The organism is Vibrio sp. 661 (assembly GCF_033339315.1).
Lineage (GTDB): Bacteria > Pseudomonadota > Gammaproteobacteria > Enterobacterales > Vibrionaceae > Vibrio > Vibrio alginolyticus.
The window spans coordinates 71,972-87,711 of the sequence record NZ_JAWOUJ010000006.1 but is presented as its reverse complement, the minus strand read 5'-3'; the positions used below and the strand labels follow the sequence as shown (position 1 = coordinate 87,711).

General features: G+C 44.6%; 11 protein-coding genes. 8 read left to right on the top strand and 3 right to left on the bottom strand.

What is annotated here, in order from left to right; translation table 11 throughout:
• Positions 1-6 precede the first annotated feature (6 nt).
• The 7 genes from R7P69_RS13265 to R7P69_RS13235 all read left to right on the top strand — a co-directional run bounded on the left by R7P69_RS13265 (position 7) and on the right by R7P69_RS13235 (position 12,226).
• Entirely contained in the window at positions 7-2,862 is a 2,856-nt protein-coding gene (locus R7P69_RS13265; protein ID WP_238952339.1) for a formate dehydrogenase subunit alpha, read from the top strand.
• An 11-nt stretch (positions 2,863-2,873) separates the two neighbouring features.
• A complete protein-coding gene (gene fdh3B / locus R7P69_RS13260; RefSeq protein ID WP_005377536.1) occupies positions 2,874-3,482 on the top strand; it encodes a formate dehydrogenase FDH3 subunit beta in 609 nt (202 codons plus the stop codon).
• 14 nt (positions 3,483-3,496) lie between these two features.
• Complete coding sequence (locus tag R7P69_RS13255) at positions 3,497-4,549, top strand: formate dehydrogenase subunit gamma (protein ID WP_064353916.1); 1,053 nt, start codon at positions 3,497-3,499, stop codon at positions 4,547-4,549.
• A complete protein-coding gene (locus R7P69_RS13250; RefSeq protein ID WP_012841836.1) occupies positions 4,533-4,949 on the top strand; it encodes a membrane protein in 417 nt (138 codons plus the stop codon). The genes R7P69_RS13255 and R7P69_RS13250 overlap by 17 nt, the downstream gene beginning before the upstream one ends.
• 423 nt (positions 4,950-5,372) lie before the next feature.
• Entirely contained in the window at positions 5,373-9,758 is a 4,386-nt protein-coding gene (locus R7P69_RS13245; RefSeq protein ID WP_238952340.1) for an RHS repeat-associated core domain-containing protein, read from the top strand.
• 2 nt (positions 9,759-9,760) lie between these two features.
• Entirely contained in the window at positions 9,761-10,663 is a 903-nt protein-coding gene (locus R7P69_RS13240) for an immunity 49 family protein (RefSeq protein ID WP_213968826.1), read from the top strand.
• Between the two features lie 342 nt (positions 10,664-11,005).
• The gene (locus R7P69_RS13235) at positions 11,006-12,226 is read left to right on the top strand and encodes an ammonium transporter (protein WP_213968827.1); all 1,221 of its coding nucleotides are present in this window, start codon (positions 11,006-11,008) and stop codon (positions 12,224-12,226) included.
• Positions 12,227-12,258: 32 nt separating this feature from the next.
• Here the strand turns inward: R7P69_RS13235 and R7P69_RS13230 are convergent, their stop codons facing one another.
• A complete protein-coding gene (locus R7P69_RS13230) occupies positions 12,259-12,432 on the bottom strand; it encodes a hypothetical protein (protein ID WP_165401620.1) in 174 nt (57 codons plus the stop codon).
• A gap of 118 nt (positions 12,433-12,550) precedes the next feature.
• Between R7P69_RS13230 and cobB the strand changes: the two genes are divergently transcribed.
• Positions 12,551-13,282 carry a Sir2 family NAD+-dependent deacetylase gene (gene cobB / locus R7P69_RS13225; RefSeq protein ID WP_005377522.1) on the top strand — a complete coding sequence of 244 codons (732 nt, stop codon included), beginning with the start codon at positions 12,551-12,553 and terminating at the stop codon, positions 13,280-13,282.
• Positions 13,283-13,370: 88 nt separating this feature from the next.
• On the opposite strand, the gene R7P69_RS13220 is transcribed toward cobB, so the two are convergent.
• Together R7P69_RS13220 and R7P69_RS13215 are read right to left on the bottom strand one after the other, a co-directional pair.
• A complete protein-coding gene (locus tag R7P69_RS13220) occupies positions 13,371-14,408 on the bottom strand; it encodes an extracellular solute-binding protein (RefSeq protein WP_005377521.1) in 1,038 nt (345 codons plus the stop codon).
• A 249-nt stretch (positions 14,409-14,657) separates the two neighbouring features.
• Complete coding sequence (locus R7P69_RS13215; RefSeq protein WP_161444099.1) at positions 14,658-15,689, bottom strand: extracellular solute-binding protein; 1,032 nt, start codon at positions 15,687-15,689, stop codon at positions 14,658-14,660.
• Positions 15,690-15,740 lie beyond the last annotated feature (51 nt).

Sequence of the window (15,740 nt, the reverse complement as noted above, 5' to 3'; positions counted from 1 at the left end):
TAACGGATGAAACTTGTCAAACGCTCCGACAGTGTGAGCAAAGAAACGAACCAGCTTGGCGTATCTCGTCGTGCATTCATGAAAAACACTTCGCTTGCCGCTGGTGGTGCAGTGGTTGGTGCTAGTCTATTCGCACCGGGAATGATGAAAAAAGCGCAAGCAAAATCAGTCGATCCAGAAGCGAAAACAGAAGTAAAACGTACTATCTGTTCTCACTGTTCAGTGGGTTGTGGTATTTACGCAGAAGTTCAAAATGGTGTTTGGACGGGTCAAGAGCCTGCATTCGACCACCCATTTAACGCCGGTGGTCACTGTGCAAAAGGCGCAGCACTACGTGAACATGGCCACGGTGAGCGCCGTCTTAAATACCCAATGAAGCTTGAAAAAGGTAAGTGGAAAAAGCTTTCTTGGGATCAAGCGATCGAAGAAATCGGTAACAAGGTGATGGACATCCGCAAAGAGTCTGGCCCTGATTCGGTTTACTTCTTGGGAAGCGCAAAGCACAGCAACGAACAAGCGTACTTGTTCCGCAAAATGGCATCACTTTGGGGCACTAACAACGTTGACCACCAAGCGCGTATTTGTCACTCAACAACCGTGGCGGGTGTAGCAAACACTTGGGGTTACGGTGCGATGACCAACTCTTTCAATGACATGCACAACTGTAAGTCGATGCTGTTCATTGGTTCAAACCCAGCTGAAGCACACCCAGTGGCGATGCAGCACATTCTGATCGCGAAAGAGAAGAACAACTGTAAGATCGTCGTAGCGGATCCTCGTCGTACACGTACGGCAGCAAAATCGGATCACTATGTATCACTTCGTCCTGGTTCTGACGTAGCATTCATTTGGGGTGTGTTGTGGCACATCTTCGAAAACCAATGGGAAGATAAAGAGTTCATCCGTCAACGTGTATTCGGTATGGATGAGATCCATGCTGAAGTGGCGAAATGGACGCCAGCAGAAGTTGAGCGCGTAACAGGCGTAAGAGAAGAAGACGTTTACCAAACAGCAAAACTGCTTTCTGAAAATCGCCCAGGCTGTATTGTTTGGTGTATGGGTGGTACTCAGCATACTACTGGTAACAACAACACACGTGCTTACTGTGTGCTTGAGCTAGCGCTTGGTAACATTGGTAAATCAGGCGGCGGCGCAAACATCTTCCGTGGTCACGATAACGTACAAGGCGCAACCGACCTTGGCGTACTTTCTGACACGCTACCGGGCTACTACGGCCTTTCTGAAGGCGCTTGGCGTCATTGGTCAAAAGTGTGGGAAATCGATTACGAATGGATCAAAGGTCGTTTCGATGACAACGCTTACAGCGGTCAGAAACCAATGCACAGTGCAGGTATTCCTGTATCTCGTTGGGTTGATGGTGTACTGGAAAACAAAGACAACATTCGTCAGCGCGAAAACATCCGTGCAATGTTCTACTGGGGACACGCAGTGAACTCTCAAACACGTGGTGTTGAGATGAAAAAAGCGATGCAGAAGTTGGACATGATGGTGATTGTGGACCCTTACCCAACGGTTGCTGCGGTAATGAACGACCGTACCGACGGCGTTTACCTGCTTCCTGCAACAACACAGTTTGAAACACACGGCAGCGTTACCGCATCTAACCGTTCCCTACAATGGCGTGATCAGGTGATTGAACCTTTGTTTGAATCAAAACCAGACCACGAAATCATGTACCTGCTTTCGAAGAAACTGGGCTATTCCGATCTTCTGTTCAAAAACATCCGTGTTGAAAACAACCAGCCGGTGATTGAAGACCTAACGCGTGAATTCAACAAAGGCATGTGGACGATTGGTTACACAGGCCAAAGCCCAGAGCGTTTGAAAGCGCACCAACAAAACTGGCATACGTTCCACAAAACCACATTGGAAGCGGAAGGTGGTCCTGTCAACGGTGAAACATATGGTCTACCTTGGCCATGCTGGGGCACACCAGAAATGAAACACCCAGGTACACACATTCTGTACGATACGTCTAAGACGGTTGCAGAAGGTGGCGGTAACTTCCGTACGCGCTTTGGTGTGGAATTTGAAGGCAAGAGCCTTCTTGCAGAAGACAGTTATTCGAAAGGCTGTGAAATCAAAGACGGTTACCCAGAGTTCACTGACAAGTTGTTGAAACAACTTGGTTGGTGGGACGACTTAACTGCTGAAGAGAAAGTGGCAGCAGAGGGTAAAAACTGGAAGACTGACCTTTCTGGCGGTATTCAGCGTGTCGCGATCAAGCACGGTTGTATTCCATTTGGTAACGCGAAAGCGCGTGCGATTGTTTGGACGTTCCCAGACCGTGTGCCACTGCATCGTGAACCACTTTACACACCACGTCGTGACCTTGTAACGGATTACCCAACTTGGGAAGACAAAGATGCAATCTTCCGTGTTCCTACGTTGTATAAATCCATTCAAGAGCAAGACAAATCGGGCGAGTACCCAATCGTTCTGACTTCTGGCCGTCTGGTTGAATACGAAGGTGGTGGTGAAGAGACGCGTTCAAACCCTTGGCTTGCCGAGCTTCAACAAGAAATGTTTGTTGAAGTGAACCCGAAAGACGCGAACGATCTTGGCTTTAGAGATGGTGATGATGTTTGGGTTGAAGGTGCAGAGAAAGGACGAATCAAGGTGAAAGCGATGGTAACACGTCGTGTGAAACCTGGTTTGGCGTTCATTCCGTTCCACTTTGGCGGTAAGTTCGAAGGTGAAGACCTACGCCCTAAATACCCAGAAGGTACACAACCTTACGTTGTTGGCGAATCGGCTAACACGGCAACCACTTACGGTTACGACCCGGTTACCTTGATGCAGGAAACCAAAGTAACCCTATGTAACATTCGTAAAGCGTAAGGAGTCTGACAATGGCACGAATGAAATTTCTATGTGACACCAAACGCTGTATCGAGTGTAACGGCTGTGTTACTGCATGTAAGAACGAAAACGACGATGCGCTTGAATGGGGCATTCAACGTCGCCGCGTGGTAACACTAAACGACGGTGAAGCTGGTGAAAACTCTATCTCTGTTGCTTGTATGCACTGTACCGATGCACCTTGTATGGCAGTTTGTCCAGCAGACTGTTTCGAACATACCGAAGACGGCATCGTTCTTCACAATAAAGATCTGTGTATCGGTTGTGGTTACTGTTTGTTTGCTTGTCCGTTTGGCGCACCTCAATTTCCTAAACAAGAAGCGTTTGGTGAACGTGGCAAAATGGATAAATGTACTTTCTGCGCGGGCGGCCCAGAAACAGAGCCTGGCTCTGAGGAAGAACGTCAAAAATACGGTGCGAACCGTATCGCAGAAGGCAAGTTACCGATGTGTGCATCGCTTTGTTCAACTAAAGCGCTGCTTGCGGGTGACGCAGAGAAAGTATCTGACATTTTCCGTCAACGTGTGGTAGAACGCGGCGCGAAAAACGCAGGTTGGACAGACGGAAACGATCTTTCTTACGATGCGACGAAAAGCTAAGTAAGGAGAGGCACATGTTAAACACGCTTAAACGTGCATCTTTAGCAATGCTGTCAATGATGACAGCATTGCTGCTGACTTTCGCAATGCCTGCTTCAGCAGAGGAACAATCTTCTAAAGTTATTCAACAGGAGATCACGCAACTCGCCGGGGCAGACTATTGGCGCGAAGTCAGAGAGGGGCAAGAAGGCTACACCACGTCTCAATCGCCAGAACATGGCGTATTGATCAGTAAACCTGGTGAGACTTGGTACATTCTAAAAGAGAAATGGATGTCTCCAGCGGGTGCTGTCGCGATTTTCGGCAGTATTGCAATGGTAATCATGGCTTACGTATTCGTTGGTCCTTTGATGCTTAGCAAGCCGCGTACTGGTAAAAAAATGAAGCGTTGGTCTCGTTTAGACCGCGCGCTTCACTGGAGTATGGCGTTTACATTCTTAACGCTGGCATTCAGTGGTTTGATGCTGGTTTACGGTAAGCACTTCTTAAAACCGTACGTTCCTACTGAGTTCTGGGGCTTTATCGTCATGTTGGCGAAGCAGTACCACAATTACATGGGACCATTGTTCTTCATTTTACTGATGCTCGTGCTCTTTAAATGGTGGCGCAAGTCGATTCCAAACATGACAGATGTTCGTTGGTTTATGAAAATGGGCGGCATGGTTGGTAAATACAAAGGCACACATCCGTCAGCTGGTTTCTCAAACGGTGGTGAGAAGGCAATCTATTGGTTGTTAATCTTCTTTGGTGCTATCGCGGCAGTGAGTGGCTTAGTTCTGGACTTTCCTATCTTTGGCCAAACTCGCCGTGACATGGAGCTTTCTAACTTAGTTCATGCGATTTCGGCGCTGATTCTAATCTGTGGCTTTATCTTCCACATCTATATTGGTCTATTCGGTATGGAAGGTGCGCTAGAAGGCATGGTGACAGGTGAAGTTGATGAAACATGGGCGAAAGAGCATCACGATCTTTGGTATGAGGAAGTGAAGTCCAAAGAAGCGATGGGTGAAACAGATACGGCACAAACGGAAGTAAAAGGAGCGAAAGCGAATGAACAAACCTCATAACGGGATTTGGGTTGCGTACATCCTGAGCTGTCTGACCCCGTTTACGTTTCTGATCTCAGGCGTTATCGCAATTATCTATGCGGGTTACCGATTAGATAAGGGAGAAGACAGCGACGTAGTGATTTCTCATTACTACGGTTTAATTCGCACCTTCTTTCTCTACTTGACGTTTTTTGTTGTGTTGATCGTCACCGTCGCGACTTCTAACGGTGTACTCGTTGGCGTGAGTGATTATTGGTTGCATAGTACTTTGCTTGAAACCATCGCTTACTTTATTCCTTGGGTAGGGATGGTGTTTGCTGCATTAGCCATCTTGGTGTGGTTTATGCGAATGTTTCAAGGGATGCAGCAACTGCGGAATAACCAACCACACAGACCATCGACAGGTCCAAACCTTTAATCAGTATTCTTTAAGCAAAACCGCCGTAATAGGCGGTTTTTTTGTTGCTGTTTTGTCTCAAATATGAAGCGTTGAGTCGCAGTGGTGATACTTGATGCAACTTATTGAGTGAATTTACGTAACTGGGCAGAAAATCATAGTTAAGTAAGAAACATGTAAAAAAATCGCGTCACGATGAGACATTAGTCTCACTCACGCTATTGTTCATTTACTCAGGGTTCATCGTCCCGTTAAAGTACGCTGCGCTCAGAAATTCAAAGAGTTGCATACGTGAAAATTGCCATCAATACATTCAGTCTACGCATACAGAGGAATCTCTATCGGAGGATGTTTGATTAAGGCATCTTGCTCTCACAAATAAAAAGAGCGAAACGAGCATTAAATGATGCGGCAAGGTAAGAAAAGGACAAACACGTTACGGCTATGATCCCTCAATTCGTCATTCCTATCACGAATCGCTTTGGCGAAAGTTATCACTTCTCTGGTCAGTTACTTACTAGCGGCGAACCTAAAACATTCGTGACCAAACAAGAGGCAATAGAGTTTCTTGAGAGCTTTGGTGAGCTTGACCTTCGCTATGTCGAGGATTTGTTCTATGCGATTGGTCAATTCAAGCCAAACATACCTGACGGTGAGCTTACTTCCCAACACTATAATTCAACGTTTGCCAATGCTTTGGTGAACGGTGACTTGCATGTCGCTCGAATTGTACCTACCGGCGAAAACTACGCACTCTCGTCGGCGGTTACGCCTCCACCGACTCAAAATACCGTCAATGCAAAACCATCGAAGGGAAAGGGGAAGTCGAATAAAAAGAGTGGCAGAAGTGCCGCATCCGCCAAGCCTCAGCAACAAAGCAGCGAAAAACATGAGAAAGCCGGTGATCCTGTATCACTTGTGACGGGTGAAGAAATTCTCGAACTCTATGATATCGAGCTACAACAAAGTACTACTTGGCAGCGTACTTACCGCTCTTCGCAGTCGGATGTAAATCATGGAATGGGCTTTGGTTGGCGACATGCATTTCAGTTTGAATTACGCGAAAAGACGAACGAGAAAGACAATGTTATCGCTTGGGAGTTTGTTGACGATAAGGCCGATATCACAGAATTTGAGCCAGTAGATATTGGAGCAACAAGTTATCAAATATACGCTGGTGCGAGCTGTTATTTCCTGAGCTCAACAACTCGGATTGTAACGCTCGCTAATGGGCATCAATATCGGTTTGAGCAAAAAGATGATCGCTGGCTTGTTAAACAAGTTAGAAATGGCACGTTTTCAACGTTTCAATTGCAGTATTCTCGAAACCATCGATTGATCGAGATCGCATATAACAAGCGTCCGGTTCTTGAATGTCAATATGATAAGCAAGGACGCCTTGTAGAACTGCTTAATGCAAAGTCCCAAAAAGTTCTGACAACTTATACCTATGATGAGCACGATGATTTGGTCAGTGCAACTAATCATTTAGGCTTAAAGGAACAGTATCAATACCGCGGCCATTTAATTGTTAAGCGTGTACGACCAACTGGCTTTACTCATTATTTTGAATGGGATGGCGAAGGTGCTAACGCGAAATGCATCAGGAACGTTGGGGACGCAGGAATTTATGACTATCGCTTCCATTATCAGGGAAATCACTCTTCTTATTCTGACTCGTTAGATCATCAATGGTCTTTCTTGCATGACGAGCAGGGTAACTTACTCGAGAAAATAAGCCCCACAGGTAGAACTTGGCGATGGCAATATGATGAATTGGGACGAAAAGCACAAGCTATCTATCCTGATCAGTCAACGGTCAATTATCAATATAATCAGCATGGTCAATTAGTTTCTAAGTTTCATTCCTCTGGCAAAGAAATTCAATATGGCTATGACGGCTTAGGTAAGTTAGTTAAAACGGTTTCACCTGACGGGGATATCGAGAAGGCTTACTACAATAGTCTCGGTCAAAGAGTTTGGGATACCGATCAGTTCGGCTGTGTCACGGAGTATGATTACGATAAACACGGTCAAGTCGTCAAAAAAGAGTCTGAAGATGGTAAGAAAAGTCAGTGGTGGTGGGATGAACAACAAAGACTTATCGCGAATGAAATAGACGGTACATTACTTCGTTACAGCTACAACGAAGAAGATCTAGTGAATGGCGTCGCTTATCCCGATGGGTGTATTGCTCAACTCGCTTATGATCAATTCGGCAGGCGTACATCAGTTCGTTATTTTAACGACGAAGACAAAGTCGGTTATAGCGAAGAATATTCTTACGATGAGCACAGTCGTGTTGCTCAGATTCGGACGCCAGCAGGCATTACCTCGTATCAATGGGGAGCACTCGCGCAACAAGAAGCAGTCATCTTTCCCGATGGCAGCCATATTTCTTACGAATACGATCAACAACGTAACCTGACTAAATTAGTTCGGAGTGACGGCTTAGAGTTCGAATTCCTGTATGACGATGAAGGCCAGCTATCAGGAACTATTGGGTTTGATAATCTACAAAGCCAATTTGATTATGACGATATGGGGCGGATCCATCGTAAGCAAGTCGCCGATAGGACCGTGCTGTACCGCTATGACGCTGCGGGTTATCTCAAGCACGTCAAAGCAGGAAATGCTAGCAGTATTGTAGAGCACCACTTCAATTATACGCTTAGTGGGCGACTTACTTTCGCATCCAATCGCCATCAAACACTGCAATACCAATACTCTTCATTCGGGCATTTAACAAAGCGCATTCAAGGTCAGTTTGAGATAGCGCAGGAGTTTAACAGAGTTGGCCAACGCGTATCTCAGGTACTGCCAGATAATACGGAGCTGAACTTCTCTTATGATCGATATGGGCGTTTTTCAGCGATTCGGTTTGGAAACCTAGATTTACCTCAAATCAAATTTCATTACGATGAAATGGGACGAGTTTCCCAAATTGAAACGGCACATTTTAATGAGCGCATCATTTATGATGGTGTTGGTCGTTTGGTCGAACAACATTGGCCTGATAGAGAGAAAAAGTACGTTTACAATGCGCAAAACCGTATTTCATCAATCATTGATAATACGGCAGGAGCAACACACTATCAGTACGATGCCTTAGGGCAACTGAAACGAGTCAATGCTTCCGGAGAAGTGACTAAATTTGAATACGATAGTTTTGGCAATCCTACTTTGCCATCTTCAGAGGTATTCGCTGATCGTATTGAAGTACACGATGATGTCCGGTTCAAATATGACGCGCAAGGAAACCAGACAAAACGTGAGGGGCAAGGACATGTTCAGACTCGCGTATTTGATGCGTTAAATCAGCTCATTGAAGTTCACACCGACGATGGCATCAGTCAATATGAATATGATGCATTAGGGCGCAGGACGAAGAAAATTACACAACAAGGCGTTACGGAGTTCTTGTGGGAAGGGGAACGTTTAATTGGTGAACGCTCTTCAGGTGCTTTCCGATGGTACCTATATCAACCAGAAACCTACACGCCAGTGGCACTGCTAGAAAACGACGTTATTTATTGGTACCAGTGTGATCAAGTTGGTAAACCAGAGCGGCTGATCGATTGCGAAGGGAATGTTGTATGGAGTGCCAGTTACGATGCTCACGGCTTTGCTCATGTACATATTGAAAATGTAGCAAATCCACTGCGTTTTCAAGGGCAGTACTTCGATCAAGAAACCGACTTACACTACAACCTCGCTCGGTATTACGATCCTAAGCTAGGACGCTTTATCCAACAAGATCCGATATCTATTGCTGGTGGTATTAATCATTACCAATATGCAGTCAACCCTATCCAGTGGATTGATCCAACAGGTTTCCTTTGTGAAGAAGGGCTAAAACGCTTGGGTCAAATGTTGGCAGAGTATCAGGCGCAAAGCGATGTCCCCCAAGAGGTTTGCGATCAGATTTTAGAGGCAGCAAAAGAATCATCCGTCGGAGAAGATGGCGTTCGCTCGCAAGTCAAAATCCGAAAACCCAAAGGTAAAAATCATATTCGATATGAATACGATTTAGACCATATTGATTGCGAAAGAAACGAGATTACTTTTTATCGTCATATCAATCATTCAGATGGCAGCCGACACGAAGTGCAGTATGTTGTTGGGATTGAGGAGTTTGTCAATGCGCATGTTTTTGACTCAGAGAAAGTTGGCGGGGAAGAAGGTTGCACGATCTTTACTGAAGATCTTGTGCTGAATAAAGCTGAGTATAAAGAAAACTCAGAACTCAATACGAGTGGTTATGAGCTAACAGAAAGAAACAAAGCAAAAATTGATGAATGTTTGAAAGAGCGTCAAAAGGCTATGGACGCTCGAACTGGCGAAGAGGGATATAACGCTCAAATCGGCAATATTAACCAACAGTCTGCAAAAATTGGTGAGTTGGCCGCGGATGACTTTGTTCGAAATAAATGTCCCAATGCTAAGTTGCTTCATCCCAAAAATATTGGAACTTCAATTTCGAAGCCGGGCGACTTTGACATGGTTTACGAGGTGGAAGAGCCACCACCAGGTGAAATTATCATTGTTGAGGCCAAAGGGGGGAGCAGCCCGCTGGGTAGCCGTAAGATTGGAAACGAGGCATATCAGCAAGGTACAAGTAAATATGCGGCGGAAATAGTTAAGTTAATGTCGAAAAATATAGAAGGAACGACGGAAAAAGTAGCTGCCGACGAAATTCAATACGCCGCTTTATCCGGCAGACCTATTCGATATATACATACTCAAGCAAGCATCCCTGAAAGTGGAAAGGCCTCGGACTTAAAACTAGAAGTGGCAGAGTTTAAAATTAATTCCAAAGGATTAAAGTAAAAATGCAAAGTAATGAATCGATCAAGATCGTAGAGCGCAAAGCAAATCCTGAACTTGACGCACAAGCCATTGCGAGTAAAAAAAAATTTATAAACAGGGTCCTAGATAACAGAAAAGAAGGTCTTAAAGTCAGGAGGGAAAATCTAATCAGTCTTGGTGATTTTGCCATCGACCAGGTTCGCTGGTATACCTGGTTCCAAACCTCACATGAAGATGAACAAATATGTACCTTGCGTCTTTATGAAACTTCTCTAATGGGCGCTTGTTATCATCGGCTTACTATGTTTCCGAATGAGTCATTAACTATTAAGATACTCGGTTACCCAGAAGTAACATGGGATGGTGAAGGTATCTTAGAGATGGGCTTCATTTGTCCTTCAATGTGGCTGGATACCTATTTTACCTCTGTAATCGTCCGTGACAAAGCTAGTATGGATGTATTGGCAAACTTTCCGATTTCTTTGATGAGACAGAGTTCTACCAAAGCGGGTGAGCTGTCTTATATGCTGGTGGATGTGATTCAGTCTTTCCATAACCGTACAGCAGACTACCCTGATAAATTGGTGGCCGCGATGGACACGGCAGTTGCTCAGGGTGATGATTGGGCGTTAGAAATTGCCATGGGTATTTTGGAAACTTTTGCCGCCCTGACAACCGACATCGGTTATGATTTCGAAGATGTACTCATTAAGAACCTTCAGTTCCAAGAGCAATACCAAATGAGGCTCGATCAGCCAGAGGACTTGATTTCTATAGAAACTTTCATCTCTTTCCCTCTACTTGGTATGGCTTGTATGTGGTACGACAAAGGCAACCGTCTATCTATTGAAACTGGTTGGCTTCCCCCATATCTCGTTGAAGGACGTTGGCTAGAAGATGTAAAAGCAGGGAAGATCACTCGATAAACTCCTTTAGTTAGCCATTCAGTATAAAAGCCACCTCTCATGAGGTGGCTTTTATGTTTATGGTGGGGAGTTTGCTGCTTGTTGAGCTATATGGTGCGCATTATGTTGGTGCACTAAAACCACATTGGTGCATTTATTAGCGTGTTAAGCACCATTTCAAGAATGCATAATTTTATTAAAGTTCATACAAAACAATAAATTAAAGTGTAAGTGTTAGAGATGTAAATTATGGAATGAGAATTGCTCTGTTAGACGCTCTATAAACTAAGTTCACCAAATTGGTGATGAGCCTAACTTTGATGCACAGGATAAGTGCGCTACAGATCAACGGAGACAATCATAATGAGTGTAACTGCCAATCAGGTACACGGCGCTGTACAAACTCTCACGCAAAGTTCCGACACACTTTTCTTACTACTTGGCGCAATCATGGTCTTTTTGATGCATGCTGGTTTTGCTTTTCTTGAAGTAGGAACCGTGCGCCAAAAGAACCAAGTTAATGCTTTAGTTAAAATCTTGGCCGATTTCGGTATTTCCGCCATTGCGTATTTTTTCATTGGATACTGGGTCGCTTATGGCGGCACCTTCTTTGCTGATGCAGAGACATTATCTCAAGGTAATGGTTACGAGTTGGTGAAGTTCTTTTTCTTGCTGACCTTCGCTGCAGCGATTCCTGCTATTGTTTCTGGTGGTATCGCAGAGCGAGCTCGTTTTTATCCGATTCTTATCGCAACATTTTTCACTGTCGGCATCGTATACCCGTTATTTGAGGGAATGATCTGGAACGGAAACTTTGGTGTTCAAGCTTGGTTTGAAAATACCTTTGGTTATGGCTTCCACGATTTTGCAGGTTCAGTCGTTGTGCATGGTGTTGGCGGCTGGATAGCGCTTGTTGCTGTCGTGTTTTTGGGCATGAGAAAAGGCAGAGTTCGAGCAGGAAAGCACACCAACTTTGCACCTTCGAATATTCCGTTTTTGGCTTTGGGAGCTTGGGTCTTATGTGTGGGGTGGTTTGGCTTCAACGTCATGTCAGCTCAAACTGTGTCAGGCATAAGTGGCTTGGTGGCTATGAACTCATTGATGGCAATGGTCGGGGGCATTGTCGCGTCACTGTTGGCTGGTAAGAATGACCCTGGCTTTATTCATAACGGCCCACTAGCTGGCTTGGTTGCTGTATGTGCGGGCTCAGACTTAATGCATCCTATCGGTGCTTTAGTGACAGGTGCGATTGCTGGCGTGCTATTTGTTTATCTTTTTACCCACCTACAAAACAAAACCAAGATTGATGATGTGCTAGGTGTCTGGCCTTTACACGGTGTATGTGGCGCTTGGGGTGGTATTGCCGCTGGGATTTTTGGTCAAAGCGCATTGGGTGGGCTAGGTGGCGTGAGCATTATCGTTCAGCTTCTAGGAACGCTTTTGGGTCTTTCCATCGCAGTGCTTGGTGCACTTGTAGTCTACGGCGCGATTAATACCAGTATGGGACTGAGGCTTTCAGAAGAAGACGAATTCAATGGCGCTGACCTAGCCATTCATAAAATATCTTCGACCAACGAGGATTGAGGCCAATATGGGAGCGGCATAAAGCCGCTCTTTTAGCAATTGCCTTTCTTGGCTTGGCCAGGAGGACAGAAATTACCATTACCTCGATGGTCATCATCATTGGTGCTGACTCTTACCTTTACATCATCGACTTCGCCTTCAACATTGGTAAGTTGACAGCCTGCCAAAGTCATAAGCAATATAAACGCTAGAGATACTTGTCTCATTGCTGTTCCTCTTAAATTGTAATTCTAATAGTGGCCATTACGACTATGGTCTAATCCATATTACTACTGTTGCTATTCTTTCAGTGTTAAGCTAATGAAAAAACAGCAAGGATGAGTTATGAATTTCCCTTATAGAAATATTGTAGTACTTACTGGTGCAGGTATCTCGGCCGAATCTGGTATTCAAACATTTCGTGCGCAAGATGGCCTATGGGAGAATCACCGTATCGAAGATGTAGCAACGCCTGAAGGGTTTGCTCGCGATCCGGACCTTGTTCAAGACTTTTACAACCAACGCCGCAAGAAACTTCAAGATAATGCGATAAAGCCTAATGCAGCGCATGAAGCATTGGGTCGTTTAGAGGCTGAGTTAGAAGGTAAAGTGACGGTCATCACTCAAAATATAGACAACCTTCACGAAAGAGGCGGCAGTCAGAATGTGATTCACATGCATGGTGAGTTGCTCAAGGCGCGCTGTAGTGAATCTAACCAAGTAGTAGAGCACAATGAGGACATTAAGACAGGCGAACTTTGTCACTGTTGTCAGATCCCTTCACAAATGCGACCACATATTGTTTGGTTTGGTGAAATGCCACTGCGAATGGGTGATATCTACGCGTCATTAGAAGAAGCAGATTTGTTTATTTCTATTGGGACTTCTGGCGTTGTGTATCCCGCTGCAGGTTTTGTTCATGATGCAAAAATGCACGGCGCACATACCATTGAAATTAACCTAGAACCTAGTGCGGTAGAAAGTGAATTTGAGGAAAAACGCTACGGAAAAGCAAGCGTTGAGGTTCCAAAATTAGTTGACGAGATACTGGCTCTAGAAGGAAAAGAAAGAGCGTAATAACTTCAACAGGAAGAGTTTTTGTCTTGTCATTAAGAACAAAAAAGCGGCTCATGAGCCGCTTTTTCATATCTTTAAAACTAACGAATTAGTTGTTCACTTTTAGCTTTTGGAAGTACTCATCGTACATTACGCTCGCTTCGCCAACTTCATCTTGCCAAGTACCGCTGTCCATCACTTCTTGTGGTGGGAAGATGCTTGGATCATTAGCAAATTCTTTCGGTAGCAGATCGTGTGCCGTTTTAACTGGCGTAGGATAACCAATCTCAAGTGCAATCTTAGCTGCGTTCTCAGGACGTAGTAGGAAATCGATCATCTTATGAGCTGCGTCAACGTTCTTCGCACCAGCTGGAATTGCTAGGCTGTCCATCCAGAAGATAGTGCCTTTTTCTGGCCAGATGATGTCGATGTTCGCGCCTTCTTGACGAGCCATGTATGCAGAACCGTTCCAAAGCATGCCTAGTGAAACTTCACCCGCAAGGTAAGGGTTTGCAGGAAAGTCTGAGTTAAATACTAATACGTTTGGCATTAGCTTTTTCAGTTCTTCGTAAGCGGCTTTGATTTCTTCTGGGTTAGTCGTGTTTGGTGAGTAACCAAGCTTAGTCAATGCAATGTGGAATACTTCGCGAGAATCATCCATCAGCATTAGTTGACCTTCCCACTTGCTATCCCAGAAATCATCCCATTTAGAAACCGATGACTTGTCTAGCATGTCAGCATTGATACCAATACCGGTCGCACCCCAAATGTATGGGATAGAGTAGTTGTTGTTCGGATCGAACGGTTTGTTTAGGAAGTTAGTATCAAGATCGGCAAAATGAGATAATTTCTCTTTGTCGATCTGTTGTAGCATGCCTTCTTTACGCATTTTAGAGACGAAATAGGTAGACGGTACTACCAAGTCGTAACCAGAACCTTGAGTTTTTAGTTTTGCGTACATACTCTCGTTAGATTCGTATGTAGAGTAAATAACTTTGATTCCAGTTTCTTTTGTAAAGTCTTCAAGAACTTCGTTTGGAATGTATTCCGACCAGTTGTAGAAATACAGTTCTTGATCAGCAGCCATTGCAGGGGTAGCGATGAGCGTCGCTGCACATAGAGCGCTTGCGTAGAATTTACTTTTCATTTGTTTTCCGTTTTGTTTCGCGATTGGACAAGTCAATACTAGCTGGAGTTATCAAGTTGAGCCAAATCGCAGTAAGCACAAATATGTTCATTTAGCTTGAATATCGTTGTCTCCTTGTTATGAGACGATAAATCTATGATACCAAGACAAATAAACCTAGCAACGCGCGATTATATCAGCCTAAGACAAAAATAGGCAGCGTATTGCTGCCTATTTTCCTATGGTTGATGACTTGTTACACAAGCTAGATTATTGTCCCGCTTTCAGCTTGAGGAAGTAATCTTCGTATTTAACGGTTAGATCACCAACCGCATCTTGCCATTCAACGCGGTCAAGGTCTTCTTGAGAAGGGAATAGTGGGGCAACGTCTTTAAACTTAGCATTCGATTCCTCCACCGCCGTTAGGTAGCCAGTATCACGAGAGATTTGCTCTGCGATTTCTGGGCGCAGTAGGAAGTCGATCATCTTGTGAGCGGCTTCTACGTTCTTCGCACCGGAAGAGATAGCGAAGTTATCAACCCAGCCGATACCACCTTCTTTAGGAAAAACGAGTTTAAGGTTCAGGCCTTCATTTTGTGCGGCTGCGGCGCTACCGTTCCAAAGCATACCAACGCCCACTTCACCAGACATGTAAGGTGCGCCTGGGTTGTCAGAGTTAAAAACTAAAACGTTAGGCATCAACTTTTGTAGCTCAGCGTACGCTTCATCGATTTGCTTAGGGTCTTTTGAGTTACCTGAGTAGCCAAGTTTACGTAGAGCGATATGGAATACTTCACGAGTGTCGTCCATCAACATTACTTGACCTTCAAGCTCAGGCTTCCATAGGTCAGCCCAGCTTTGGAAGTCTTTTGGGTCGTACATGTCTGCGTTAACCGCTAGGCCTGTAATCGCAACAACGTGTGGAATAGAGTAGTCGTTATTTGGATCGTAAGGCTTGTCTAGGTAGTTTTTATCTAGGTTGCCGAAGTTTTTCAGCTTAGTCTTATCGATCTTTTGTAGCATGCCCTCGTCACGCATCTTCGCCACGAAGTACGTTGAAGGTACTACTAGGTCATAACCTTGGTTATGAGTTTTTAGCTTTGCATACAAAGTTTCGTTCGACTCGTAAGTCGAGTAGATCACTTTGATGCCAGTTTCTTTAGTAAATTGCTCTAGGATATTACTGTTGATGTAAGGACCCCAGTTCATAAATACTAGTTCTTTATCATCCGCTGTCGCTGTACCAGAGAACAGAGAAAGCGCACATGCACTACCAGCTAATAGAGTAGCCCATTTTTTCATTGACGTTAGCTCCAAACCAAACGTTGTCCAATTTTGGACGATAGATAGAAA

What these genes read in the sequence shown, in the direction of transcription:
- R7P69_RS13265 (WP_238952339.1), top strand. Translation starts at nt 7, where the DNA reads ATGAAACTTGTCAAACGCTCCGACAGTGTGAGCAAAGAAACGAACCAG.
- fdh3B (WP_005377536.1), top strand. Translation starts at nt 2,874, where the DNA reads ATGGCACGAATGAAATTTCTATGTGACACCAAACGCTGTATCGAGTGT.
- R7P69_RS13255 (WP_064353916.1), top strand. Translation starts at nt 3,497, where the DNA reads ATGTTAAACACGCTTAAACGTGCATCTTTAGCAATGCTGTCAATGATG.
- R7P69_RS13250 (WP_012841836.1), top strand. Translation starts at nt 4,533, where the DNA reads ATGAACAAACCTCATAACGGGATTTGGGTTGCGTACATCCTGAGCTGT.
- R7P69_RS13245 (WP_238952340.1), top strand. Translation starts at nt 5,373, where the DNA reads ATGATCCCTCAATTCGTCATTCCTATCACGAATCGCTTTGGCGAAAGT.
- R7P69_RS13240 (WP_213968826.1), top strand. Translation starts at nt 9,761, where the DNA reads ATGCAAAGTAATGAATCGATCAAGATCGTAGAGCGCAAAGCAAATCCT.
- R7P69_RS13235 (WP_213968827.1), top strand. Translation starts at nt 11,006, where the DNA reads ATGAGTGTAACTGCCAATCAGGTACACGGCGCTGTACAAACTCTCACG.
- R7P69_RS13230 (WP_165401620.1), bottom strand. Translation starts at nt 12,432, where the DNA reads ATGAGACAAGTATCTCTAGCGTTTATATTGCTTATGACTTTGGCAGGC.
- cobB (WP_005377522.1), top strand. Translation starts at nt 12,551, where the DNA reads ATGAATTTCCCTTATAGAAATATTGTAGTACTTACTGGTGCAGGTATC.
- R7P69_RS13220 (WP_005377521.1), bottom strand. Translation starts at nt 14,408, where the DNA reads ATGAAAAGTAAATTCTACGCAAGCGCTCTATGTGCAGCGACGCTCATC.
- R7P69_RS13215 (WP_161444099.1), bottom strand. Translation starts at nt 15,689, where the DNA reads ATGAAAAAATGGGCTACTCTATTAGCTGGTAGTGCATGTGCGCTTTCT.